We start from the raw sequence: 24,237 nt of genomic DNA, 5'->3' as shown, positions 1-24,237 counted from the left end.
TTAGTCTCTCCTTCCAATTATGCTTCTTGTCCAACAGTCTCGTCTTCGATGCCGAGCTCTGCCTTGATCCAGTCATAGCCTTCTGCTTCCAGTTTATGAGCAAGTTCAGGTCCGCCGGATTTTACGACGCGGCCTTGCATCATGACATGGACGTGATCTGGAGTGATGTAGTTCAAGAGACGCTGGTAGTGAGTGATGATCAAGCAACCGAAGTTTTCGCCCTTCATTTGGTTGATGCCTTCTGAAACAACTTTCAATGCATCGATATCAAGTCCGGAGTCAATTTCATCAAGTACAGCAAATGTCGGTTTGATCATCATCATTTGAAGGATTTCGTTGCGTTTCTTCTCGCCGCCTGAGAACCCTTCGTTCAAGTAACGCTGTGCCATATCTTGGTCCATCGCAAGAGTTTCCATTTTGCTGTCGAGTTCACGGATGAACTTCATCAAAGAAACTTCGTTGCCTTCTTCGCGGCGTGCGTTCATTGCAGAGCGCATGAAGTCAGCGTTTGTAACACCTGAGATTTCGCTTGGGTATTGCATAGCCAAGAATAGGCCTGCACGGGCACGTTCGTCGACTTCCATCGCCAATACATCTTCCCCGTCCAATTCAATCGTACCTTGTGTTACTTCATATTTAGGATGCCCCATGATAGCAGACGCCAAGGTTGATTTCCCTGTTCCGTTCGGCCCCATGATGGCATGAATTTCGCTTGTGTTAATGCTTAAGTTTACACCCTTTAAAATCTGTTTTCCTTCGATTTCAACGTGCAGATCTTTAATGACCAAAGTTGACATGTAAATACCTCCATAATGTTATTGAAGAATGCCGCGCACTCTTAATTAGTATCATTCTAATCTTAACTTATATTCACTTCAGTAGCAAATGTTAAAATCGGCTAGAAACCTTGGATTAAAACCATTTCGAAATCCGTGTTCTCTGCAGTCAGGAAGCCATTTCTGACAAATCGCGGCGATTGCCTGCATTTTCAATAAAGTCAGTCTAAATGAGAATGCATTTCAATGAAGCCTTGCAAAATCAGCTTATTCTACTAGTTTGGACATAGAAAAAACCGGACAGAGAAATCACTCTGTCCGGCAGCTTCATGTCAAATTCATGTGTAGGGATTTTACTATTCGCGGTGCGCTTGGCGCTCGATCTGTGTCGCGACCGATTGGCCTTGTCGGTAGTCTTGCTCACGGCGCTGTTCAACTTCAAGGATTTTTTGCGGGTCGTTTTGGTATTCGTTCAGTCCGTACCCGTGTACGTCTCTGAATGCCTGTTCCATTTTTTCCGTCTTTTCAATACCTTGAGAATCGATAATAAACCATCCCTTTCGAGTTTTCTTATTTTACTTTTATTAGTATACCCGACTGATTGAAAGTTAAACAACAAAAATAATCTAATTTATCTGAAAATAGACCTATCGTCATAGTTATTGGGAATATATAGAAAAAACTGCCCGCTAGACGGACAGTTTTCATAATTTATTGGCTTACTTCGTTGTATAAGTTAGAAGCAACTAAGCCGTTTTCTTCCAATAATTCATTGAGTACTTCGTCAGCTTCCGCAAATTTTTCAGCAGCCGCTTGGAAGTCAACTGTCTCTTTTCCAAGTTCTTCGATTTTCATCTCGTAAGATGTGGCAATCGAAGTAAGCGCTCCGTCGATCTCTTCTTGATAGTCGCTTAATGATTCGGGTACTTCAATCGCTTCCACCGCTTGTTTGGCTTGTTCTGCAGCTGCAGCAGCCGCTTCTTTCATCTCTGAAAGCTCTTCGCCACTAGGCAAGGCCTCTTCAGCTTGCGCAATTTCAAAGTCGTTTAATGGTGCATCTTCTGAATTTATTTCTTTGGAAACGGATAGGTAGAATTGCATCAATTGGCTCTTGATGCTCTCTTTACCAGATTCCATCGTGGCAGACCCCGATGTCGTTTCAGTTGTGTCAGTAGATTGTTCGTTTCCGCATGCCGCTAGCAATAGCGCCGCAGATAAGCCGATAATTGTGATTTTTTTCATGTTCGTGCCTCCTGATTTTCATATCCAGCATATGATAGCATAGCCAGATTTACCCGTATAGAGAGCGTAAAAAAGCCGGAATTCATTGAATTCCGGCACAATTCATACTTTTTGGCTTGGAGTGAAACGGTCGACGATATTCGCGAGCGCTCCGTCTCCTGTGACGTTAGCTGCCGTTCCGAAGCTGTCCTGTGCGAGATACAAGGCGATCATTAACGCGACCATCGTCTCGTCAAAGCCGAGCATCACTTCAAGCAAGCCGATAGCTGCCATGACAGCACCGCCCGGAACACCTGGTGCTGCGATCATTGTTACGCCCAACATCAAAATGAACGGGAAGAAGTTGCCGAACGACGGCGCCTGGCCTGTCAACAAGATGACACCTATTGCGCATGTGACAAGCGTGATCGTGCTGCCTGACAAATGGATAGTGGCAAACAACGGAACTGTAAAGTCAGCTACGCGTTCTTTCACACCCGTTTTACGTGCCTGGCGCAACGTCACTGGAATTGTCGCTGCGGAAGACTGTGTACCAAGTGCTGTGAAGTATGCCGGCAGCATGGTACGGATTAAAGCAAACGGGTTTTTCTTTTGTAATAGTCCCGCCGTTGTGTATTGCCCTGTCAGCATCACCCAATGCATGATGATGATGAGGATAAAGACAACCGCAAAGAGCGAAAGGATTTCAAACACGGCACCGCCGTAGGCCATATTCGCGAAAATACCGAAAATGTGAAAAGGCAATAACGGGATTATGATGTATGAAATAACTTTTTCAATAATCTGTTGGAACTCTTCAAAAAACGATGCCATCGTCTTGCTTCCTGTAGAAGCCATTCCAATACCAAGCAGGAATGCCAAGATCAAGGCGCTCATGACCCCAAACAATTGAGGGATTTCTAAAGCGATAAAACTTTCAGCAAGTGCGTTTTCAGGATCATCCAGATTACTCAGTGAACCGCCTTCCATCAAACTAGGCAAAATCGATGATGCCGCGGCAAACGCTAGAACCCCTGCCACTACCGTTGATAAATAAGCGATTGCAGTTGCCAGGCCTAGCAATTTCCCTGAGCCTTTCCCAAGCTTTGCGATACCTGGTGCGATAAAGCCAAGGATGATTAATGGCACGATAAAATTCAAGAACCCGCCAAAAACTCCTGTAAATGTTGCAAATACGCGAACGAGCGCTTCTGGAGCAAACGAACCGATGAGTACGCCAAGCACAATGGCCAGCACAATCCGCGGCAATAAACCGAATTGAATTTTCATGATCTTGTCCTCCCTGTGTAAACAGATGTTTATTGTGTATTATGTGAAATTACCACAGTTTTCGAAAAGCTAATAGCTTTTTACGAAATCACGTAATATTTTTATTATTCCGATAAAATAAAAGAAGAAAGATAGCTACTCATTTAGTTCTATTCCTTTAAGCTATTTACCCAAGCCCCTGCTTTGTGCAATACAAAAACCAGCCTATTCTCATGGAATAGGCTGGCTAAAAATTTTACTGTTCAACTGGAACGATCGATCCATTCCACTCTTCCAAAATGAAATCTTGAATCTCTTGCGAGGTCAATACGTCCACCAAAGCTTGGATATCTTCGTTTTCTTCATCCCCAGCTTGCACTGCGATGATATTGGCGTATGGCGAATCCGAACTTTCAAGCGCAATGGCATCTTCCATCGGGCTCAATCCAGCATCGATGGCATAGTTTGAGTTGATCAAGACCGCATCGCCTTCACCTGACTCGTACATTTGTACGAGCAAAGCTGCTTCGTACTCAGTATCGAACTGAAGGTTTTTCTCGTTTTCGACGATATCGCTCGTTTCAGCTGTTGTTTTGTCAATGCCTTCTTCTAATGTGATCAAGCCTTCTGCTTCAAGCATAGCCAGGATGCGGCCATGGTCAGCTACTGAATTGCTCATGAGAATCGTTGCATCTTGTGGCAACTCTTCTAAAGACGCATAGTCTTGTGAGTAGACACCGATCGGCTCGATGTGAATGCCTCCAGCACTGACAAAATCGTAACCATGATCAGCAATTTGTGATTCAAGATAAGGTGTGTGCTGGAAATAGTTCGCATCCAAATCGCCCGATTCCAAATCTTGGTTTGGCAAGATGTAGTCCTGGTACGTTTCGATTTCAAGCTCGATGCCCTGTTCTTCCAAAATCGGTTTGGCCTGTTCCAGAATTTCAGCGTGTGGAATGTTAGAAGCGCCAACTTTTAGCGTGCTTGTTTCTCCTTCTGATGAACCGCTGCCGCTTTCTTCTGCGCCACAAGCGGATAGTGCCAATACTGCTGCAAATGAACCAAATACTAGTTTTTTCATTACAATTTTCCCCTTTTCTACTATTGAATGTATTTTTATTTCATGGACTGTAAAGCCCAATCTTTTTCATGATCTAAAGACCATCCGGGTTTTAGCGCTTGTCTGCTTTTCCGGTCAAATAATCGCCGATGAATTGGACGATAAATACAATGACGAGAATCGCGATAGTTGCCATCAATGTAACGTCTTCGCGGCTTCTTTGGAAACCATCCAAGAAAGCGAGCGTTCCTAAGCCACCAGCGCCAATGATGCCTGCCATTGCGGTATAGCCGACTAAAGCAATGGCCGTTACCGTGATGCCGGAAATGAGTGCCGGTTTGGATTCAGGAAGCAAGACTTTGCGGATGATAGTCCACGTCGTCGCTCCCATTGAACGGGCTGCCTCAATAACGCCTTTATCAATTTCTTTCAAGGCGATGAGCACCATTCGAGCGTAAAAAGGAGCGGCCCCGATGATCAAAGCTGGAAGTGCCGCATTCGGCCCGCGGATGCTGCCGATCAAGAATTTCGTGAACGGGATCAATAAGATGATCAAAATGATAAAAGGGATCGACCGGAAGATATTGACGAATGCGCCAGTCAACCAGTTGACGATTTTATTGGCCCATAATTGATTAGGTGCGGTCAGGAATAAAACGATTCCTAGAACCAAGCCTATGACAAAAGTGAAGAATGTGGACATCGCTGTCATGTAGATGGTTTCAAGTGTCGCTTCCCACATATCTGCCCAATCCACGTTCGGGAATAAAGTCTCAAGCATTGCCCATCACCTCCGTCTGTACATCATGTGCACCGAGGAAAGCGATCGCTTTGCTTATTTCGTCTGCAGTGCCTTTCAATTGAAGAATCAGCGTACCATACGCCCCGCGCTGGGTGTGAGAAATATTGCCGTGGACGATATTGACTTCCACTGCATATTCCCGGATGAGCTGCGTCAAGATTGGCTGTTCTGCTTGGTCTCCGACGAAAATCAGTTTGACCAGTTGGCCTTCCGGATATTGCTCACGCAAATGGCGGACGGTTTCTGCTGAGTCTTCCGTCTCGGTCACTTGAGCGACGAACGTTTTGGTGATGTTCTCTTTCGGATGCTGGAAGACATGCAGCACTTCGCCTAATTCGACGACGCGCCCGCCTTCCATGACCGCCACCCGGTGGCAGATCTTCCGGATGACGTGCATTTCGTGAGTGATCAACACAATCGTCAAGCCGAGGCGCTTGTTGATGTCGACCAATAAATCCAAAATGGCATCGGTCGTCTGTGGATCCAGTGCTGAAGTCGCTTCATCGCAAAGCAAAACTTCTGGATCGTTGGCCAATGCGCGTGCGATGCCGACGCGCTGCTTTTGCCCACCGGAAAGTTGTGACGGATATGCATTATCGCGTCCTTCTAAGCCGACCAATTCGATCAACTCTGCAGAACGCTTGCGCCGCTCATCTTTCCCTACACCGGCAATTTCCAGCGGGAATTCGATATTTTCACGAACGGTGCGTGACCAGAGCAAGTTGAAATGCTGGAAGATCATGCTGACTTTTTGGCGGGCTTTTCTGAGCTTCGGGCCTGAAATCGCCGTGATGTTCTGGCCATTGATTTCTACGGATCCTTCGCTCGGCTGTTCTAGGCCATTTAGCAGACGGATCAACGTACTTTTTCCTGCTCCGCTATAGCCGATAATGCCAAAAATCTCACCTGATGGCACCGTTAAATCGACATGGTCGACAGCTGTTAAACGCGCCTTCCCCGTATCGAACACTTTTGTTAATCCTTTTAACTCAATCATGTTTGGGCACTCTCCTAAATCTTTGGCTAATAAAAAAGCCTTTCTGCTCAGATGAGCAGAAAGGCACATGTGTAAACACAATAAACCGTTCTCTCATCTTTCAAAGTCTTCACTTTGAGTGACTTGGCACCATTTCATTTTCATGACGGTTGCCGGGCTTCATCGGGCACTTCCCTCCACCTCTCTTTATAAGAGCTACGCTATTTAGTTAATTTCAGAAATTAAATCTATCATGGCTGGCTGTATTCGTCAACCGTTTTTAATTTTTCATACAAATACGGCACTGATTGGAACGCATAGACCTTATCCGTCACTTGGCCATCCTGTGAAATCAATAGGCACGGCACGCTTTCCACTTCATAGAGCTCCGCCACTTCCTGTACATAATTCAAATTGGCTTTGCCCATCGGAAGATCCGGCAATAGTTCCGCCACCACACCGAGCATCTTGCTCGCCACTTGGCATGTGCCGCACATCGGCGTATACAAATAATAAGCTGAAACCGGCTGCGTGTTTTTTTCCTTCAGCCATTCTTTATGTGTCCATTCGTTCATACTAGTCATTCCCTGCTACTGGATTTAAGACCCGTACATCTGCTGCGATGAGCACATCGATCAACTTCCGCAGCGGCGTCGTCGCCACCTCTTTATAACTTCGGTCGATATGGAAATGGCGGGCTTCCGGAAACTCGCGCTTGATAAGCTTGCGCAGTTTGTCGCCGGATGCGTCCGCATCAACCAGGATGATAATGTCCTGCCCTTCAAAAGGCAAAAGCATTTCTTCGAGTCTTGTAGCACTTACTGTACCATTTGTGCAAAGAATCGTCACGGGTTCTGCAATCAATGGCGCGATGCGGGTTTTGTCGCTAATCCCTTCAACCACTATTACTTTCTGCATAGGTATCCCCCCAAGAAAACGATAGATGAAAAAAAGCGCCAAAAAAAGGCGCTTTCGGAACTTACTCGTTTGTCATTTCTTTATATTCGTCAGCTGACATCAAGGCATTGACCTCATCTTCGGAAGGGGCTTCCACAACGACCATCCACGCTTGTTCATAAGGTGATTCGTTGACGAATTCCGGGCTGTCTTCAAGCTCAGAATTGACTTCGACGATTTTCCCGCTGATCGGCGCATACAATTCCGATACCGTTTTAACGGATTCGACGCTGCCGAATGGCTCGTCTTTTTTCAGCTCGTCGCCGACTTGCGGAAGCTCGACAAATACGATGTCTCCAAGTTCATCTTGCGCGAAATGAGTGATGCCGATTGTTGCTTTGCCGTCTTCGACTTTGACCCATTCGTGTTCTTTTGAATAGCGAAGCTCTTGTGGTGTGCTCATCCAAACCCCTCCAAATATGTAATTGACTCAATTTCAGTTTGCCACAACGAAGGCTGAAAAACAAGATGGTAGGCTTGTCAGCCCCAGGTATTTGTGTAGGTTTCTTCTTTGAAGCCGAGTGTCACTTTGGACCCGTCCCAAGCAAGTGGGCGTTTGATCAGCATGCCGTCTGATGCGAGCAATTCGTATTGCTCAGCTGCAGACATTTCCGGCAGCTTTTCCTTCAATTCCAGTTCACGGTATTTTTTGCCGCTCGTATTGAAAAACTTTTTCAGCTCGATGCCGCTCACCTCGTGGATTTCTTTCAGCTGCGTTGCGGAAGGCGGGGTTTGCGAGATATCGATATAGTCGAACTCCGCGCCATTCGCCTCCAGCCATTTCTTGCCTTTTTGGCAAGTCGAGCATTTGGGATATGCGTAATACTGGATCATTCAATCTCCTCCTATCTTGTCAATCAAGCATATCAAAATGCCCCGAAGCAGTCGACTGGAAGGGAGTTTATGCAAATTAAATTACAAATAAGGTTGTCCTGTATTAAAAAGCGGATGTCCATTTCGACGGACGCTTTCCGTGGACACGGCTTCAGCCGCTTCCTTCGCTACGCTCAGTCCAGGGTCTTCAACTCGTGCTGTTTCCGCAGGAGTCGCCGTCTCCATTCCCATCCGTTATTGTGTATCGAACGAAGGAAAGATCTTAAATACTAAAGAAACCTCACCGTTTCTGTTGCTCAGAAAAAGTACTTTATACAAAAATTATAAAATTTCCTCTTCTTGCATGTCTTAAACAAAAAAAGGAAAGGTTTTTTCCTTCCCTTTCTCAGACTTTTGAAGAAGTTTAATAAACAGTTACGAATTAAAATCGGACCATCTTTTCGACATTTAAAAATCAAAGACCTATTTAAGTATTTGGAGAAGCGTCCGCTCGACTCCTGTGGATCAGCGAGACGACCGAGACCCCGCAAGGCGCATAGCGACTGAGGAGGCTTGGGCGCGAGCCCACGGAGTCGTGCGATAAGCTTCGGAAAATACGATTTATTACCTTTCTCGACAGCCTGAAAACAGGAAGGGTTTCCCCTTCCTGTTTTGTCCAATCTATTACACGACGTATTTTTCCACATCGATCAATTTTTCGGATGCTTCGCGTTTTTTCGCGATCAAGTTATAAGGTGTAGAGCGCGTCAACTTGCGGAGCGCGGACAGCATCATGCGCTGGTTGTCGCCATCGATTGCTGCGATGAGCGTTTCTTTCGCATCCTTTTCGATAGCTTCCAATGCTTCTTGGCAGAAGATTTGCGTATAGAGAAGCTTCTGCTTCGCTTTTTCTTCTCCGCTTGCTGCAATCGCTTTTTCTGTACGAAGAACAACGGATTCCATTGCGAATACATTGCTGACGATATCGGCGATGTTAACCAATACTTCTTGCTCGGCTTCTAATTTCTTGCCGTAAGTTTGCGCGGCAAGTCCGGCTGCAAGAATGGCAATTTTCTTAGCGTTTTTCACCAATGCTTTTTCCTGCGCCAAAGCTTCTGTGCCGACTTCTTCAGGCATCATCATCAACAATTCTTCCTGCAAAGCTTGTGCATGTTGCAATAGCGGCAATTCGCCCTTCATCGCTTTGCGGAGCAATGTGCCCGGTACGAGCAGGCGGTTGATTTCGTTCGTTCCTTCGAAGATCCGGTTGATGCGGGAATCGCGGTAGATGCGCTCGATTTCATATTCCTGCATAAAACCGTAACCGCCGTGCAATTGAACGCCTTCGTCCACAATATAATCCAAAGTTTCCGTTCCGAAGAATTTATTCAATGAACACTCGATAGCAAATTCCGCGATAGAATCCGCAACCAGTTTGCCGTCCGCTTGCTGCTCATCCGTGAAGCCGCTCATGCGGTCTTCGAACAAGCCGACTGTGCGGTAAACGGAACTTTCAACTGCATACAATTTGGAAGCCATTGTCGCTAGTTTCTCTTTTGTCAGGTTAAAAGAAGAAATTGGCGTCTTGAATTGCTGGCGCTGGTTCGTGTAAGGAATCGTCAATTCCATAGCACGCTTGGATGCGCCGATTGTGCCGACACCCAGTTTATAGCGCCCGATGTTCAAAATGTTAAAGGCAATGATATGCCCGCGTCCTGCTTCGCCGAGGAGGTTTTCGACCGGCACTTCTGCGTCTTCCAAAATCAATGTACGCGTAGAAGATGATTTGATGCCCATTTTCTTTTCTTCCGGGCCGACCGATACGCCGCCGAAATCGCGCTCGACGATAAAGGCCGAGAACTGTTCGCCGTCAATTTTTGCATAGACAACGAAAACATCCGCAAATCCTGCGTTTGTGATCCACTGCTTTTCACCATTCAAAACGTAATGTGTGCCTGCTTCATTTAGTTTCGCGACTGTTTTCGCGCCCAAAGCATCTGAACCAGAGCTTGGCTCAGTCAGAGCATACGCTGCGATTTTCTCGCCTGTTGCAAGGACTGGCAAGTATTTCTTTTTCTGTTCGTCATTGCCGAACAAGACAATTGGAAGCGACCCGATGCCGACGTGTGCGCCGTGCGTGATCGAGAAGCCGCCCGCTTTCGACATTTTCTCCGCAATCAAGGCAGAGGCAACTTTGTCGAGCCCAAGCCCGTCGTATTGTTCCGGAACGTCTGCCCCGAGTAGCCCAAGTTCGCCCGCTTTTTTCAATAGCTTAACGGAATGCTCGAATTCATGGTTCTCCAGCTTTTCAACCAAAGGCATAACTTCTGTGTTGACGTAATCCTCTGTCGTCTTGGCGATCATTTTATGCTCTTCTGTGAAATCTTCCGGCGTGAATACACGCGATAAGTCTGCATCTTCGATCAAGAAGCTTCCGCCTTTGATCAATGTTTTTTCTTGTTCCATTTTCCATTCCTCCCAATTTATCGTTTATCTTGAATCCCCTGTTAGCCGTATCCCCTAAAGTTCTCTTTACAACATTTCGAAGACGCCGGCTGCGCCCATGCCGCCGCCGATGCACATTGTGACGACGCCGAATTGTTTGTTTTGACGCTTTAATTCACTGAGCATGCGCAAAGTCAAAATCGAGCCTGTCGCACCGAGCGGATGGCCAAGTGCGATGGCGCCGCCATTCAAATTGATCTTGTCCATATCCAAGCCGAGCTCGCGGATGACGCCGAGCGATTGAGACGCAAATGCTTCGTTCAGTTCCCAAACATCGATATCGTCTTTTGTCAGACCCGCAAGTTTTAACGCTTTTGGAATTGCGACGACCGGACCGATTCCCATGATTTCTGGTGGGACACCGCCTGTCGCGAATGAACGGAATTTTGCGATTGGCTTAAGCCCCAGCGCTTCCGCTTTTTCCCGGTCCATGACGAGCACTGAACCTGCACCGTCAGAAGTTTGGGAAGAGTTCCCTGCAGTCACCGTGCCGCGCGCAGAGAACGCAGCGCGTAATTTATTGAGTGTCTGGATAGAAGTGCCGTGGCGCACTCCTTCATCCATTTCGAACATGAATGATTTTTCCTGATATTTGTTCTGGCTATCGACATAGCGCTGGATCACTTCGACCGGCACGATTTCATCGACGAAATGGCCTTTTTCAATCGCCCGAGCTGCATTGTCATGGGAACGGACCGCAAACGCATCCTGGTCTTCCCGGCTGACACCGTATTGCGTGGCGACTTGTTCTGCTGTATGGCCCATGCTCATATAATATTGCGGGACAATTTCAGCGATTTTGGCGTTTGGCCGCAGCACATTGCCCATCATTGGCACCATGCTCATCGATTCGACGCCTCCGGCAATAATTGCTTCTGCATGGCCGACCATGATCCGTTCCGCGGCATACGCAATGGATTGCAAGCCTGATGAACAAAAACGGTTAACGGTAACAGCCGGCGTTGTATCCGGCAATCCCGCAAGCGCCCCGATATTGCGGGCGATGTTCATGCCCTGTTCTGCTTCTGGCATTGCACAACCCATGATCAAATCGTCTATCGGGCCGTCATATCCTGCCCGCTTCAATGTTTCCCGCACGACCAGTGCCCCGAAATCATCCGGGCGCACCGAGGCAAGAGAACCTTTCTTCGCTTTTCCGACCGGTGTTCTCGCACCGGCCACAATAACTGCTTCGCGCATTTCATTTCCTCCTCTATCTAATCGGCGATCAATTGCGTAATGGTTTTCCTTTAATGAGCATATGCTGCATGCGTTGCTGTGATTTCGGTTCCGCAACGAGGCTCAAGAATGCTTCGCGTTCTAAATCGAGCAAATACTGTTCATCTACTTTTGTGCCGTATGGCAATTTGCCTCCGGACAAAACGTAAGCCAGTTTTTTGGCGATTTTCATATCGTGTTCGCTAATATAGCCGGACAATAGCATGCCTTCCGCGCCGAGTAGCATAGCTGCGTAGCCCGCTTCCCCTGCGACCGGCACTTTTTCTCTTCTCGGTGCCTGATAGCCGCTATCATGGAGCGCTAACGCCAATTGCTTCGCATCGTAGATCAAATGGTCGCTATTGACGCTGATGTGATCGACAAAGTTCAGAAAGTTGTTTTGACGTGCCTCATCTGCTGAAGTGGACACTTTAGCGGTCGCGATTGATTCGAATACACCCGCTGCCACATTGACATAATCGGCTGTCACATGATTTGGCAAGCCTTTTAATTGCTTCATATAAAGTTCTTTATTTCCCCCGCCGCCAGGAATAAGCCCGACGCCTGCTTCAACTAAGCCCATATACGTTTCCATCGAAGCTTGGACGCGTGCCGCTGGCAAGATGACTTCTGCCCCGCCGCCAAGCGTCATGCCGAATGGTGCCGCAACGACCGGCTTCGAGCTGTATTTCAATTTCAGCATGGCATTCTGGAACGTGCGGATCGTCAAATCGAGTTCAAAGATATTGTCGTCTTGCGCTTCCATCAAAATCATGCCGAGGTTGGCGCCGACACAGAAATTCTTGCCTTGGTTGCCGATGACAAGCCCTTTGTAGTTTTTCTCGACTTCATCCACTGCAAAATTGATCATTTGCATAATATCGAGCCCGATCGCATTCGAACGCGAATGGAATTCGAGCAATGCGATGCCGTCTCCAAGATCGATCAAGCTTGCGCCAGAATTCGATTTGATGACGCCATGCTTTTTCTTATAGCGTTTCAAATCAATCACTTTTTCATTGACCGGGACCGGCTGATAATCCGAACCATCGAAATAATACAAGTCGCCGTTTTCTTCTTTATAGAAAGAATCGAATTCTTTATCCAATAAGCTTTGTGCAAATGTTGGTACTTCCAAACCTTGCGCGGTCATTTTTTCAGTGGATTGCTTGACGCCGATTGCGTCCCATACTTCAAACGGCCCTTGCTCCCATCCAAAGCCCCATTTCATGGCATTATCGATGGCAACGATGTCGTCTGCGATCTCACCGTGTAATTGTGCAGAATAGGCAAGTGTCGGAGCGAGAATGCTCCACAGCAATTCACCTGTGCGGTCATCTGCATAAACGAGCGTCTTCATTTTGGCGGATAAGCCTTTTTGCTGCTTGGCCATTTCCTGTGAAGGCGTTTTCAATTTTTGCGCTGGACGATATTCCATCGTCTCTGGATCGAGCTCTAGGATTTCTTTGTCTTTTTTCTGGAAGAAGCCTTGCTTCGCTTTGGCGCCGATCCAGCCGTTTTTGACCATCTGCTTCATAAAGTCAGGCGTTTTGAAAACTTGCTGTTCTTCGCCTTCTGTTTGATCATAGACGTTTTTCGAAACATGCATAAACGTATCAAGTCCGACAACATCGAGAGTGCGGAATGTCGCCGATTTCGGGCGGCCGATCAAAGGTCCGGTGACCGAATCCACTTCACCGATAGAATAGCCTCGGTTTTGCATTTCACGTACTGTGACAAGCAAGCCATACGTTCCGATGCGGTTAGCGATAAAATTCGGTGTGTCTTTCGCTAAGACGACGCCTTTTCCGAGCTGGTCCTCCCCGAATTGCTGCATGAACCCGACCACTTCTGGAGCCGTCTTATGCGCCGGAATGATTTCAAGCAGTTTCAGATAACGCGGCGGATTGAAGAAATGAGTGCCGAGGAAATGTTTCTGGAAATCTTCTGAGCGCCCTTCTGCCATCGCATTGATGCTGATGCCCGATGTATTGGACGAGATGATGGTGCCGGGTTTTCTGACGGCATCTATTTTTTCATAAAGCGATTTTTTGATCTCCAAGTTTTCCACGATGACTTCGATGACCCAATCCACATCAGATAATTTGTCGAGGTCGTCTTCGAAATTACCAGGTGTAATCAATTGCAGATTTTTCTTTTGTGTCAGTGGAGCAGGTTTTTGTTTCAATAATTTTTGAGTAGCCGTTTGGGCCATGCGATTGCGGACTGCTTTGTCTTCTAGCGTCAGCCCTTTCGCTTGTTCTTCTTGTGTGGTTTCTTTCGGGACGATGTCAAGCAGCATGACCGGAATTCCAATATTGGCTAGATGCGCTGCGATTCCAGATCCCATGACGCCTGATCCGAGCACGGCTGCTTTTTTAATTTTATATGACACGAGCAAACCCTCCTGTTTTTGAATGAACACTCATTCATTTTCTGGATAAAAAAAAGAAATGCTGTCCTTCTTGTTCTTAGTGTAAATTATATTTCTTATTTTCGCAATATTTAATCGGAAGATTTTTCAAGCACTTCAAATCAAGTGCTTGGAGAGACAGGTAAAAAAGGGTAAACTGATAAAGATTATATTTAAGGAGGCAATTTTATGAAATCATTAAAAACTACTGAACAGTTTAACGATACAATTAACAACGATGCTCCAGTCATCGTAAAATTCCAAGCTGGCTGGTGCCCAGACTGCACGCGTATGGATATGTTTATCGACCCGATCATGGAACAATACGATAATTACCAATGGTTTGACGTCAATCGCGACGAGCTGCCGGAAATTGCTGAGCAATACGATGTCATGGGCATCCCGAGCTTGCTAATTTTCAAAAATGGCGAAAAACAAGCGCATCTGCATAGCGCCAACGCCAAAACTCCGGCTTCTGTCATCCACTTCCTTGAAGAACAAAAAGCCTAATACCACCACCCAAATTATGTCTAGTAAATGAAGTAGAGGTGCACAAATGGATCCACAACAGGAAATCAAAGAATTGAAAGAGCTTGTCGCGCATTACCAAGATGTCATTCACAATATGTCAGCACCAATCATTCCATCGATTGTACCGAATACTATTCTTGCGCCGATTGCCGGCTATATTTTCCGTGACCGTTTCGAAACAATCCGGACCAAAGTGCTTGAATACGCAGCAGATAACCGCGACACCGAGCAAGTCATTTTCGATTTCACCGGCGTTACGATGCAAGATGTGCAATCGTTTGATTTCAATGAGCTCGCTTTGGAATTGACGCAATTGAATAGCGCATTGAAATTGATGGGGCTGCGTGGCATTTACGTGGGCTTCAATCCCCGCTTCGTCCGTGAAATCGTCCATGCTGGCATCCAAGTCGACTTGGAAGTGTATACGACATTCCGCAGCGCCTTGCAAGCTTTGCTCGATGAACGCGAAGCCAAACTGCGCTAATATAAGTTAAAGGAGGATGGATGATGAAAGTGCTGCTTCCTTTTCAAGCCATGAACCAATATGCTGACCAGGTACCGGCTTCTTACCGCGCTTCTGCTTGCGGGCCGATCACTGCAGCTTCCATCCTCCGCTATCACAAAGAGCTTACACCAGGAATCGGACAGCTTTATCGATTTCTCGGGACGACTTCGCTTGGCTTGAGTGCATTTTGCTTTATTCGGCGGCTGAAAAAATGGCTAGGCCCGCGGTATGAAATCAAACGGGTGCGCTCCATCGGACAAGTCAAGCAAGAGCTTGATGCCGGCAATCCGCTCGCAGTGAAATTCGATCGTTATTTCTCATTGCGCTGGCGACAACAAACGACTTTCGCCTATCACTGGGTGCCGTTGATTGGCTATGAAGAAACCGAGGACGATTTGCTGCTGTATGTCCACGACAATGGACAAAAAAACCGCCCGAGCAATTTACGGGCGGTGTCGTTCCGGAAGAACCGAAGTGTTTTGAGTTTTATTCGGATTTCTCCGGTGCAACGATCAAATGAATGATTTTTCCAGGAGCCTTGCGAGCAAGCGGAATTCCCGCTCGTCGCAAATCCTCACCAAATCAGAAGAGTATTCCGGCACTGCAATTTCCTCGAGTGCCACATCTAGCTGGAGGTCATCTTTGATGACCGCCAGTTTTTTTGATAATGCGAGCATATCCTGATGTTCTTCGATTTTCTTTTTCTGTGCTGGTTTTAATTCTTCGAGATGAGCCAACACACCCTCAACCGAGCCGTATTGCTGGATCAATTGAAGTGCCGTCTTCGGCCCGATGCCTTTGACTCCTGGGTATCCATCGCTTGGGTCGCCCATAAATGCTTTCACATCGGCGAACTGCTCTGGTGAGATGCCGTATTCTTCGCCGAATCGCGCATCGGTATAGAGATCGTAGATATGGAAGCCTTTTTTCATGAAGGCGATCTTGACCGATGGATTCAGTAGTTGAAGCATGTCCTTATCTCCGGTAATGATGGTATAATCTACCTCATCCGGCCATTTTTTTGTAAACGAACCGATAAAATCATCCGCTTCGATGCCTTTTTCACCGTAGTTTTTCCAGCCAAGCAACTCGGATACTTCGCGTGCCTGGTCGAATTGATGCAGCATATCTTCAGGCGGCGCGGGCCGGTTTGCCTTGTAGCCGTCGAACATTTCTGTTCGGAACGTATGTGCACCCATATCCCAGCACACGGCGATATGTGTCGGTTTCATTAAAGATTTAGCAGTCAACACGTGACGCGCAAAGCCTTGTACCCCATTTGTTGCAAGCCCGCTCTCCGTGCGGAAAAATTGCCCGACACCTGCTGTGGCAAAATAGGAACGGAACAACACGGCCATTCCGTCGATTAGCATAATATGTGGTTTTTCCAAAAAGTACTCCCCCATTCAACACGATTTCCATTCTTCATTATACGCGACTCGCCATAGAAAAAGGGTGCCGGATTTCCGGCACCCTTTTAGATTGCTTATCGTTTGCGTTTGATCGCTTTGTATTCAAGAGTCAAGGCTTTGTAGAACGACGCCATCATCAATAGCATGATGAACGAGAACGGGAAGGCGGCGATGATTAATGCCGTCTGCAAGGACCCGAGCCCGCCTGCGAAGAGCAAGATGACTGCAATGGTCGATTGCGCAATCCCCCATGTCAACTTGACAGCGTTCGCTGGGTCTAGCGAGCCGTTGGACGTTTGCATACCAAGAACGAATGTTGCCGAGTCGGCAGAAGTGATAAAGAAAGTCGAGATGAGTAACACTGCGACAATCGACAACAACATGCCAAGCGGCAATTCATTGAATACAGCAAACAAGGTTTCTTCTGTTAACAATCCAGTTAAATCGACGCCGCTGCTTTGGACATCGATCGCTGTTGTACCAAAGGCTGCGAACCAGATAAAGCTGATGAACGTCGGGATGAGCAAGACGCCAAACAGGAATTCACGGATTGTGCGGCCTTTGGATACACGGGCGATGAAAATACCAACAAACGGTGACCATGAAATCCACCAAGCCCAATAGAAAATGGTCCAGCCATCAATCCATGACCGGTTTTCTCCATTGATCGGAGCGGCACGGAAGCTCATGTTGATCAAGTTTTGGAAATAGCTTCCGAGTGAATCGGTAAACATGTTGAAGATCAATAAAGTCGGTCCAAGAATAATGACCAAGATCAATAACGCGACCGCCAATATCATGTTTGTATTCGACAGGTATTTGATCCCTTTACTAATGCCTGACCAAGACGAAATCATAAACAGTACGGTAACGACCGCGATGATGATAATTTGCGTGATCAAGCTGTCTCCTGGAATGCCATCAAACAAATAAGCGAGTCCGCCATTAATTTGGATGGCACCGAAGCCAAGCGTTGTTGCTACACCGACTGCTGTCGCGAACACGGCAATAACGTCGACGAGAACACCCCATGGGCCTCTCATGCGATCGCCAAACAATGGGCGAAGTGTAGAAGAAATAAGTCCAGGTTCTCCTTTGCGGAATTGGAAATATGCCAGTGATAACGCAACTACTGCATAAATCGACCAGGCATGGATGCCCCAGTGGAAAAATGTAAACCGCATGGATTCCCGGAACGCTTCCTGAGATCCCGGCTCAGCTGTCGCCGGGTCGATCGCGAAATGCGATAGCGGCTCTGCCGCACCCCAGAATACGAGCCCGATACCCATGCCCGCTGAGAACAGCATCGCAATCCATGTTGCAAATGAGTATTCCGGCTTGTCTGTGTCTTTCCCTAATTTAATTTGTCCCATTGGACTGACAAGGAAATACAAGCAAAAGATAACCATTACTGAGACGATTAATAAGTAATACCAACCGAACGAAGTCGTCAGGAATGATTCCATATTGCCGGTAACTTCCGCGAAATGTTCTGGAGCAAGCGCACCGTAACCGACTGCCAAGGCAATTAGCACAATCGCGATCCAAAACACGTTTGTTACTTTCTTCATATAGTCTCCTCCTTTTAATTTGTTCACAAGATATAACGCTACGGAACATTGGTGCGCTTGTCAACTGTCTGAATTATGTATCAAATCAAGCGCTTAGGTTCAATATCAAATACCCGCTAATGTATGCTCTGAAACAATGGAAATTAAGACCAATTGCCCAAACAAAACTAGCTGATTTTCAGCAAAAAAAGTTTACTAGGCTTTTTGAAAACAATTTATTGTCATTTTCTGATGACTGTGCCTACCCTATTCACCATATTGCGTGACATTCTTTTTTCGTTAAATGATTCTCAGTTGTTTAAATGACCCCTCAATGGGGGTAAAGAAACAAGATGTCTTTATTTCAGGACATTTTAGCCAACACTAAATCAGAACTGGAGCTGAATAGATATGACACAGAAGAATACCGCAATTATTACCGGAGCAAGCAGTGGTATCGGTCAGGCTACTGCAAAGGAACTGGCAGCAAAAGGCTACCCCGTCCTGCTCGCTGCTCGGCGCGAAGAACGCCTAGTAGAACTGAAGAAAGAAATAGAAGCTGAAGGCGGGAAAGCGGATTACCGGGTAACCGACGTGACTTCAGCGGAAGAAATGAAAGCTTTGGCCCAAGCCGCGATTGAGCAGACTGGGAAGATTGACATCCTCGTCAACAATGCCGGATTGATGCCTTTATCGTATATGAATAAATTGAAACTCGATGAATGGGACCAAATGGTCGACGTCAACATCAAAGGCGTTCTTTACGGAATCGCCGCCGTCCTCCCAATCATGGAAGAACAAAAATCAGGGCATATCCTGAACGTTTCTTCTGTTGCAGGCCATCAAGTCATGAAAGGCAGCGCAGTATACAGCGGAACGAAATACGCAGTCCGTGCCATCTCAGATGGATTGCGCCAGGAGATCGACCCATCACATGAAATCCGCGTGACCATCGTATCGCCGGGTGCGGTCGCAACCGAATTGACGAATACCATCACGGATGATGACGTACTCGACAGCTTCAAGAGCATGTCCGATTCCATGGAGCCACTGCAAGCAGAAGATATCGCAAATGCTATCGGCTATGCTGTAGAACAGCCGTCACATGTTGATGTCAACGAAATCCTGATCCGCCCAAGACAACAGCCTTAAAAAGAATGGAGACGATTTAAATGAACACCGATTTTTCTAAGATTTATATAGACGGCGAATGGACAACGGGGTCCAGCGACAGCCAAATGAAAAATACCAACCCGTTCACCGGTGAAGAACTGGTTACGACCCAAGCTGCCGATAAGAACGATTTGGATGCTGCTTACAAAGCAGCAGAAACCGCACAACTCGAATGGGCGAAGGAATTGCCGCAAGCAAAACAAGCGGTCATGGAAAAAGCCATCGAAGTGATGAAAGAAAACAAAGAATTGATCATCGAATGGCTTATCAAAGAAGCCGGCAGCACGAAGATCAAAGCGACCGTCGAATTCGGCGCTTCCACGAACATCTTGAAAGAAGCGGCAACTTTCCCATTCCGCATGGAAGGCAAAATCATGCCTTCTCAGCAACCGGGTAAAGAAAACCGCGTCTACCGCAACCCGCTTGGCGTCATCGGCATCATCAGCCCGTGGAACTTCCCGTTCCATCTGGCGATCCGCTCGATTGCACCGGCACTTGCCACTGGCAATGCTGTCGTCATCAAGCCGGCAACCGATACGCCTGTCACTGGCGGGCTCCTGTTCGCGAGCCTATTCGAAGCAGCTGGTCTGCCTAAAGGATTGCTCAATGTTGTCGTCGGCCGCGGTTCTGAAATCGGTGATGACATCGTCACTCATCCAACACCGCGTTTGATTTCGTTCACAGGCTCGACGCCTGTCGGCAAACACATCGGCGAACTCGCTGGTGGCGCATTGAAGAAAACCGCTTTGGAACTTGGGGGCAATAATAATTTCATCGTCCTTGAAGATGCCGACATCGACCAGGCCGTCGACTCTGCCCTATTCGGCAAATTCTATCATCAAGGACAGATTTGCATGTCGATCAACCGCATCTTTGTCCATAAAGATATTTACGACGAATTTGCCGAGCAGTTCATTGAACGCGCTGGCAACTTGAAATACGGTAATCCTGCGGAAGACGATACGCAAGTCGGGCCGCTCATCAACCGTGACCAAGTCGACCGCATCCTAAAAGACATCGATGCGACCGTCGAGCAAGGTGCGAAAATCCGCCTCGGCGGCAAAGCAGACGGCAATGTCCTCCAGCCGACCGTCTTGACCGGCGTTACAAACGACATGCCGCTTGCAGAAAACGAGATCTTCGGACCTGTCGCGATTCTCATTCCGTTCGAAAGCGACGAGGAAGTTATCGAACAGGCCAATAAATACCCGTTCGGTTTGAGCGGTGCTGTGCATTCAGAGAATATCGAACACGGCACGAACATCGCCCACCAAATCGAGACCGGCATGATCCATGTCAACGACCAATCGGTCAACGACGAAGCGCATATGCCATTTGGCGGCGAAAAAGACTCCGGCCTCGGCCGCTTTAACGGCGAATGGGTGCTCGAGGAATTCACGACCTTGAAATGGCTGTCCGTGCAACATCAGCGTAGACAGTACGGGGCATTTGTGGATAACACGAAGAAATAATATGCGAAACCGGCAGCTCCTGTAATGGGGGCTGCCGGTTTTTTTTAGATGGGGATAGAAAATCTTAATACAGATTGTGCTCTTCCAATAACAGCTGCGTGAAGTGTAGGCAGCGACTCATACGAGATCAGTGACGGAGCGACATGAGCCGAAGATCCTTCAAGAGTGCAGCGACAAAGCGACTGAGGCCGTGCCCGCGGAAAGCGTCCGCCGAAACGGAACTCAGCGTTTTAAAGACAACAAAAAACGCCAAAACCCTTATCAAAGGATTTTGGCGTTTCTTCAACTCCATAAAATTCTATGGAGACGGCGGGAGTCGAACCCGCGTCCAGAGACTCCGTTACTTGAGCATCTACGCGTGTAGCTTATCTATTGGATTTTCGCCGCTCAATCTGCCGACAAGCAGGCGTCATGAGGGCTAGTTCGAGAATCTCTTGCAGTCAGCTCAAACGGCACTGACTGCCGTATCCCACTAATAGTGAGCTCTATGCAGCCACATGGGCGATGGTTACATAAAGCAGATCCGAGCTTACGCTGCGAATGCTAGGTTGTTGTTAGTTTTGCCAGTTGTTATAAGATACGTTGATGACGGAGCCGATCCTCCGACGCGCAACCCAAGCTCGAACCATCCCTGTCGAATCCGTAACGTCCCCTCATTAAAAGAGAACACGGAAGTGGTTGAGCTTCAGTGTACTGTTACCAGTATAGGACAAAACAGGTCAGAGTTCAAGCTTAACGGCTTCTCTCTTTAAGCGCCCGGTCGATTGCCCGCTTCGCATCTTTCTTCTTCAAGTCTTCGCGCTTGTCGTATTTTTTCTTCCCTTTACCGACGCCGAGCAGCACTTTGGCGTAACCGTCCTTCAAGTACATCTTGAGCGGGACGATCGCCGCGCCTTCGACTTTCGATTTGCCGACCAGTTCGTTGATCTGCTTTTTGTGGAGCAAAAGCTTGCGCGAGCGCAGCGGCTCGTGGTTAAACTGGTTGCCTTGCTCGTACGGCGAAATGTGCATATTGGAAATCCACGCTTCCCCGCCTCTGATGCGGACAAATGCATCTTTGATCTGCACTTTGCCGTTACGGGCGGATTTAATCTCTGTGCCAAGTAGCACAATCCCCGCTTCGATCGTTTCTTCGATCGCGAAATCAAATCCTGCTTTTTTATTCTGGGCAATTACTTTGCCTTCTCCTTTGGCCATATCTAATTCACCTCAAACTGTTGGAAAAAGCGGCACGGGGCCGCTTTTTTTATTTCTTCTTGCGGCGCTGCTGTTGCTTTGCAGCCCCTTCATAAAACTTTTTCTTGTCATTCTTCGGCTTGCGTTTGTCGCTGCCCTGCCCGCGCTTCTTGCCGTCTTTCGGCTTGTCGCCGCCACGGCCGCTGCGAATCACTTTCGGAGTTTCCTTGCGCGAGCTGCGTCGCGTATTTTGGGTCATGCCGACGATTTCGAAATCGATTGACGATTCTTCCGGTTTAACACCAATGACGCGCACTTTGACTTCATCGCCGATGCGGAATTGGCGCTTCGTACGTTCGCCCATCATGATCATCTGACGGTCATCAAACTGATAATAATCATCTGTTAAATTGGACACGTGGACCAATCCTTCGATGGTATTCGGCAGTTCGATAAACATGCCGAAGTTCGTGACAGATGACACGATGCCGTCGAATTCTTCCCCGACTTTATCTGCCATATACTGTGTTTTCTTCAGTGCATCCGTATCGCGCTCCGCTTCCACTGCCCGTCTTTCCCGGTCAGATGTGTGAGTGGCGATATCATCCATTTCCGCTTCCCAATGGCGAATGGTCTTTTTCGACAAGTCTTTTTCGATCAAATATGTGCGAATCAGACGATGGATGATCAAATCCGGATAGCGGCGGATCGGTGACGTGAAATGCGTATAGAATTCCGTCGACAAGCCAAAATGGCCAAGGCTATTCGAAGAGTATTTCGCCTGTTGCATCGAGCGCAACATCATCGTCGACACAACCGGCTCTTCAGGCTTGCCTGCGATGGATTCGATGATTTCCTGCAAAGCTTTCGGAGAAACTTCATCTCCAGAACCTTTTACGGTAATACCAAAATTCGTAATGAATTCAAAAAAGCGCTGCAATTTTTCCGCTTTCGGCTCTTCGTGAATACGGTATAGGGCCGGTACATCCATGCGATGGAAATGTTCCGCGACGGTTTCGTTCGCTGCAAGCATAAATTCTTCGATCAAACGCTCAGCAACTGTGCGCTCACGAACCACGATATCAATCGGGTACCCTTCGTCATCGACGATTACTTTGGACTCTTTAAAGTCAAAATCGATCGCTCCGCGTGTCATGCGGCGCTGATGCAAAACAGCTGACAGTTCTTTCATCAATTCGAACATCGGAACCAGTTCAGCGTATTGTTCTTTTAGTTCCTGATTGTCTTTTTCAAGAATTTCATAGACGTCGGTATAGGTCATGCGTGCCGACGTATTGATGACACTCTGGAAAATATCGTGCGACAGCACTTCCCCTTTGTCGTTGAAAATCATTTCACAGGACAAGGTCAAGCGATCGACTTGCGGATTGAGTGAGCAGATGCCGTTTGACAAGCGGTGCGGAATCATCGGAATGACGCGGTCCGTCAAGTAAATACTAGTCGCTCGGTCGTAAGCCTCACGGTCGATAGCAGAACCTTCCGTCACATAATGGCTAACGTCTGCAATATGGACCCCGAGTTTATATGTGCCATCTTCAAACTTCTTGACTTGTATGGCATCATCCAAATCTTTCGCATCCGCCCCGTCGATCGTCACAATCTGCTCATCGCGCAAATCGCGGCGGTCGTTCAAATCTTCAGGATCGATTTGATCCGGCACTGCATTTGCCTGGTCCAGCACATCTTGCGGGAATTCCACTTCGATGCCGTATTTATGGATAATCGACAAGATATCGACGCCCGGATCGTTTTTATGCCCGAGCACTTGCGTGACCATGCCCGTTGCGGACAAACGCCCTTCCGGCCAGCCGGTGATTTCGACGACGACTTTATGGCCGTCTACTGCACCGAGTGTGTCGTCTTTTGCGATAAAGATATCCATATTCATTTTTTTATCATCTGTGACGACAAAGCCGAAGCCTTTATTCGCCTGGAACGTGCCGACCACTTTCGTTGTGCCGCGTTCTAGGATGCGGATAACGGAACCTTCACGGCGATCGCCTGATGATCCTTCAGAAACACGGATCATGACCGTATCGCCGTTTACCGCACTGTTCACTTCATTTGGCGGGATAAAGACATCGTCGAGCCCTGCTTCTTCAGGCGCAAAAAAGCCGAAGCCTTTGGCGTGGCCGATAAATTTGCCGCGCATCAAGTTCATGCGATCCGGCACACCGTAGCGATTCGAGCGTGAACGCACCAATTCGCCTTTTTCTTCAAGTTTGACGAGCGTTTTTACCAATTCTTTAAATTCATCGGCGTCTTCAAAGCCGAACTGTTCTTCTATTTCTGTAACGGTTAACGGCTTGTATGCATCTTCGCGCATAAAGGCCAATAAACGCTGATCCAATGACTGTTCATTCTTGCCCAATCCTAACTCCTCC

General features: G+C 47.5%; 24 protein-coding genes, 1 other RNA gene and 1 riboswitch. Of the genes, 5 read left to right on the top strand and 20 right to left on the bottom strand.

Annotated features, from left to right (window positions below):
- Positions 1 to 17 precede the first annotated feature (17 nt).
- The 15 genes from sufC to AY633_RS14385 form a co-directional block, all read right to left on the bottom strand.
- On the bottom strand, positions 18 to 797 hold the full coding sequence (gene sufC / locus AY633_RS14445; protein ID WP_068461419.1) for a Fe-S cluster assembly ATPase SufC: 780 nt from the start codon (positions 795 to 797) through the stop codon (positions 18 to 20).
- A gap of 335 nt (positions 798 to 1,132) precedes the next feature.
- Positions 1,133 to 1,288, bottom strand: a complete 156-nt coding sequence (locus AY633_RS16665) for a hypothetical protein (protein WP_171900956.1) — start codon at positions 1,286 to 1,288, stop codon at positions 1,133 to 1,135.
- A 199-nt stretch (positions 1,289 to 1,487) separates the two neighbouring features.
- On the bottom strand, positions 1,488 to 2,018 hold the full coding sequence (locus AY633_RS14440) for a hypothetical protein (RefSeq protein ID WP_068488942.1): 531 nt from the start codon (positions 2,016 to 2,018) through the stop codon (positions 1,488 to 1,490).
- Positions 2,019 to 2,120: 102 nt separating this feature from the next.
- Positions 2,121 to 3,287: a dicarboxylate/amino acid:cation symporter gene (locus tag AY633_RS14435; RefSeq protein WP_068488941.1), complete on the bottom strand. Its 1,167-nt coding sequence runs from the start codon at positions 3,285 to 3,287 to the stop codon at positions 2,121 to 2,123.
- Positions 3,288 to 3,522: 235 nt separating this feature from the next.
- Positions 3,523 to 4,350, bottom strand: coding sequence for a MetQ/NlpA family ABC transporter substrate-binding protein (locus tag AY633_RS14430; protein ID WP_068488940.1), 828 nt, complete (start codon positions 4,348 to 4,350; stop codon positions 3,523 to 3,525).
- Positions 4,351 to 4,441: 91 nt separating this feature from the next.
- Positions 4,442 to 5,110: a methionine ABC transporter permease gene (locus tag AY633_RS14425; RefSeq protein WP_068461410.1), complete on the bottom strand. Its 669-nt coding sequence runs from the start codon at positions 5,108 to 5,110 to the stop codon at positions 4,442 to 4,444.
- On the bottom strand, positions 5,103 to 6,128 hold the full coding sequence (locus AY633_RS14420) for a methionine ABC transporter ATP-binding protein (RefSeq protein WP_068488939.1): 1,026 nt from the start codon (positions 6,126 to 6,128) through the stop codon (positions 5,103 to 5,105). The genes AY633_RS14425 and AY633_RS14420 overlap by 8 nt, the downstream gene beginning before the upstream one ends.
- 90 nt (positions 6,129 to 6,218) lie before the next feature.
- Positions 6,219 to 6,323, bottom strand: a riboswitch (SAM riboswitch).
- A gap of 35 nt (positions 6,324 to 6,358) precedes the next feature.
- Entirely contained in the window at positions 6,359 to 6,682 is a 324-nt protein-coding gene (locus tag AY633_RS14415) for a thioredoxin family protein (protein WP_068461407.1), read from the bottom strand.
- 1 nt (position 6,683) lies between these two features.
- Entirely contained in the window at positions 6,684 to 7,025 is a 342-nt protein-coding gene (locus tag AY633_RS14410) for a toprim domain-containing protein (protein ID WP_068488938.1), read from the bottom strand.
- 61 nt (positions 7,026 to 7,086) lie between these two features.
- On the bottom strand, positions 7,087 to 7,467 hold the full coding sequence (gene gcvH, locus AY633_RS14405) for a glycine cleavage system protein GcvH (RefSeq protein WP_068461403.1): 381 nt from the start codon (positions 7,465 to 7,467) through the stop codon (positions 7,087 to 7,089).
- 77 nt (positions 7,468 to 7,544) lie between these two features.
- The gene (locus tag AY633_RS14400) at positions 7,545 to 7,898 is read right to left on the bottom strand and encodes an arsenate reductase family protein (RefSeq protein ID WP_068488937.1); all 354 of its coding nucleotides are present in this window, start codon (positions 7,896 to 7,898) and stop codon (positions 7,545 to 7,547) included.
- Between the two features lie 81 nt (positions 7,899 to 7,979).
- A complete protein-coding gene (locus AY633_RS16660) occupies positions 7,980 to 8,129 on the bottom strand; it encodes a hypothetical protein (protein ID WP_186008781.1) in 150 nt (49 codons plus the stop codon).
- Positions 8,130 to 8,561: 432 nt separating this feature from the next.
- Positions 8,562 to 10,343: an acyl-CoA dehydrogenase family protein gene (locus tag AY633_RS14395; RefSeq protein WP_068488936.1), complete on the bottom strand. Its 1,782-nt coding sequence runs from the start codon at positions 10,341 to 10,343 to the stop codon at positions 8,562 to 8,564.
- Between the two features lie 66 nt (positions 10,344 to 10,409).
- Entirely contained in the window at positions 10,410 to 11,582 is a 1,173-nt protein-coding gene (locus tag AY633_RS14390) for an acetyl-CoA C-acetyltransferase (protein WP_068488935.1), read from the bottom strand.
- A 28-nt stretch (positions 11,583 to 11,610) separates the two neighbouring features.
- Positions 11,611 to 13,995, bottom strand: coding sequence for a 3-hydroxyacyl-CoA dehydrogenase/enoyl-CoA hydratase family protein (locus AY633_RS14385; protein WP_068488934.1), 2,385 nt, complete (start codon positions 13,993 to 13,995; stop codon positions 11,611 to 11,613).
- A 207-nt stretch (positions 13,996 to 14,202) separates the two neighbouring features.
- Between AY633_RS14385 and AY633_RS14380 the strand changes: the two genes are divergently transcribed.
- The 3 genes from AY633_RS14380 to AY633_RS14370 are packed head-to-tail and all read left to right on the top strand — an operon-like array spanning position 14,203 to position 15,573.
- Complete coding sequence (locus AY633_RS14380) at positions 14,203 to 14,523, top strand: thioredoxin family protein (RefSeq protein WP_068488933.1); 321 nt, start codon at positions 14,203 to 14,205, stop codon at positions 14,521 to 14,523.
- A gap of 46 nt (positions 14,524 to 14,569) precedes the next feature.
- Entirely contained in the window at positions 14,570 to 15,028 is a 459-nt protein-coding gene (locus AY633_RS14375; protein WP_068488932.1) for an STAS domain-containing protein, read from the top strand.
- A 23-nt stretch (positions 15,029 to 15,051) separates the two neighbouring features.
- The gene (locus AY633_RS14370) at positions 15,052 to 15,573 is read left to right on the top strand and encodes a C39 family peptidase (protein ID WP_068488931.1); all 522 of its coding nucleotides are present in this window, start codon (positions 15,052 to 15,054) and stop codon (positions 15,571 to 15,573) included.
- Here the strand turns inward: AY633_RS14370 and AY633_RS14365 are convergent.
- Positions 15,562 to 16,440: a 5'-3' exonuclease gene (locus AY633_RS14365; RefSeq protein WP_082799254.1), complete on the bottom strand. Its 879-nt coding sequence runs from the start codon at positions 16,438 to 16,440 to the stop codon at positions 15,562 to 15,564. The two genes, AY633_RS14370 and AY633_RS14365, sit on opposite strands and share 12 nt — an antisense overlap.
- Positions 16,441 to 16,535: 95 nt before the next feature.
- Positions 16,536 to 18,032 (bottom strand): glycine betaine uptake BCCT transporter, encoded by a 1,497-nt coding sequence (locus tag AY633_RS14360; protein WP_068488929.1) that lies wholly within the window; start codon positions 18,030 to 18,032, stop codon positions 16,536 to 16,538.
- Between the two features lie 390 nt (positions 18,033 to 18,422).
- Here AY633_RS14360 and AY633_RS14355 point away from each other — a divergent pair, with 390 nt between their 5' ends.
- A complete protein-coding gene (locus tag AY633_RS14355) occupies positions 18,423 to 19,163 on the top strand; it encodes an SDR family oxidoreductase (RefSeq protein WP_068488928.1) in 741 nt (246 codons plus the stop codon).
- 20 nt (positions 19,164 to 19,183) lie between these two features.
- On the top strand, positions 19,184 to 20,656 hold the full coding sequence (locus AY633_RS14350) for an aldehyde dehydrogenase family protein (RefSeq protein ID WP_068488927.1): 1,473 nt from the start codon (positions 19,184 to 19,186) through the stop codon (positions 20,654 to 20,656).
- 298 nt (positions 20,657 to 20,954) lie between these two features.
- On the opposite strand, the gene ssrA is transcribed toward AY633_RS14350, so the two are convergent.
- From ssrA to rnr, 3 genes are all read right to left on the bottom strand, one after another.
- Positions 20,955 to 21,309: a transfer-messenger RNA gene (gene ssrA, locus AY633_RS14345) on the bottom strand.
- A 79-nt stretch (positions 21,310 to 21,388) separates the two neighbouring features.
- Positions 21,389 to 21,853, bottom strand: a complete 465-nt coding sequence (gene smpB / locus AY633_RS14340) for an SsrA-binding protein SmpB (protein WP_068488926.1) — start codon at positions 21,851 to 21,853, stop codon at positions 21,389 to 21,391.
- Between the two features lie 49 nt (positions 21,854 to 21,902).
- Positions 21,903 to 24,179 (bottom strand): ribonuclease R, encoded by a 2,277-nt coding sequence (gene rnr, locus AY633_RS14335; RefSeq protein WP_068488975.1) that lies wholly within the window; start codon positions 24,177 to 24,179, stop codon positions 21,903 to 21,905.
- Positions 24,180 to 24,237 lie beyond the last annotated feature (58 nt).

The sequence above is a fragment of the Planococcus maritimus genome (genome assembly GCF_001592825.1).
Classification (GTDB): domain Bacteria; phylum Bacillota; class Bacilli; order Bacillales_A; family Planococcaceae; genus Planococcus; species Planococcus maritimus_C.
This window is presented reverse-complemented; position numbering and strand designations above follow the sequence as displayed.

Excerpts from the sequence above, each read along its gene's own strand:
- smpB (WP_068488926.1), bottom strand. The coding sequence starts at position 21,853 with ATGGCCAAAGGAGAAGGCAAAGTAATTGCCCAGAATAAAAAAGCAGGA.
- AY633_RS14415 (WP_068461407.1), bottom strand. The coding sequence starts at position 6,682 with ATGAACGAATGGACACATAAAGAATGGCTGAAGGAAAAAAACACGCAG.
- AY633_RS14380 (WP_068488933.1), top strand. The coding sequence starts at position 14,203 with ATGAAATCATTAAAAACTACTGAACAGTTTAACGATACAATTAACAAC.
- AY633_RS14410 (WP_068488938.1), bottom strand. The coding sequence starts at position 7,025 with ATGCAGAAAGTAATAGTGGTTGAAGGGATTAGCGACAAAACCCGCATC.
- AY633_RS14435 (WP_068488941.1), bottom strand. The coding sequence starts at position 3,287 with ATGAAAATTCAATTCGGTTTATTGCCGCGGATTGTGCTGGCCATTGTG.
- AY633_RS14370 (WP_068488931.1), top strand. The coding sequence starts at position 15,052 with ATGAAAGTGCTGCTTCCTTTTCAAGCCATGAACCAATATGCTGACCAG.
- rnr (WP_068488975.1), bottom strand. The coding sequence starts at position 24,179 with ATGCGCGAAGATGCATACAAGCCGTTAACCGTTACAGAAATAGAAGAA.
- AY633_RS14430 (WP_068488940.1), bottom strand. The coding sequence starts at position 4,350 with ATGAAAAAACTAGTATTTGGTTCATTTGCAGCAGTATTGGCACTATCC.
- AY633_RS14395 (WP_068488936.1), bottom strand. The coding sequence starts at position 10,343 with ATGGAACAAGAAAAAACATTGATCAAAGGCGGAAGCTTCTTGATCGAA.
- sufC (WP_068461419.1), bottom strand. The coding sequence starts at position 797 with ATGTCAACTTTGGTCATTAAAGATCTGCACGTTGAAATCGAAGGAAAA.
- AY633_RS14440 (WP_068488942.1), bottom strand. The coding sequence starts at position 2,018 with ATGAAAAAAATCACAATTATCGGCTTATCTGCGGCGCTATTGCTAGCG.
- AY633_RS14375 (WP_068488932.1), top strand. The coding sequence starts at position 14,570 with ATGGATCCACAACAGGAAATCAAAGAATTGAAAGAGCTTGTCGCGCAT.
- gcvH (WP_068461403.1), bottom strand. The coding sequence starts at position 7,467 with ATGAGCACACCACAAGAGCTTCGCTATTCAAAAGAACACGAATGGGTC.
- AY633_RS14390 (WP_068488935.1), bottom strand. The coding sequence starts at position 11,582 with ATGCGCGAAGCAGTTATTGTGGCCGGTGCGAGAACACCGGTCGGAAAA.
- AY633_RS14425 (WP_068461410.1), bottom strand. The coding sequence starts at position 5,110 with ATGCTTGAGACTTTATTCCCGAACGTGGATTGGGCAGATATGTGGGAA.
- AY633_RS14420 (WP_068488939.1), bottom strand. The coding sequence starts at position 6,128 with ATGATTGAGTTAAAAGGATTAACAAAAGTGTTCGATACGGGGAAGGCG.
- AY633_RS16665 (WP_171900956.1), bottom strand. The coding sequence starts at position 1,288 with ATGGAACAGGCATTCAGAGACGTACACGGGTACGGACTGAACGAATAC.
- AY633_RS14360 (WP_068488929.1), bottom strand. The coding sequence starts at position 18,032 with ATGAAGAAAGTAACAAACGTGTTTTGGATCGCGATTGTGCTAATTGCC.
- AY633_RS14350 (WP_068488927.1), top strand. The coding sequence starts at position 19,184 with ATGAACACCGATTTTTCTAAGATTTATATAGACGGCGAATGGACAACG.
- AY633_RS14355 (WP_068488928.1), top strand. The coding sequence starts at position 18,423 with ATGACACAGAAGAATACCGCAATTATTACCGGAGCAAGCAGTGGTATC.
- AY633_RS16660 (WP_186008781.1), bottom strand. The coding sequence starts at position 8,129 with ATGGGAATGGAGACGGCGACTCCTGCGGAAACAGCACGAGTTGAAGAC.
- AY633_RS14400 (WP_068488937.1), bottom strand. The coding sequence starts at position 7,898 with ATGATCCAGTATTACGCATATCCCAAATGCTCGACTTGCCAAAAAGGC.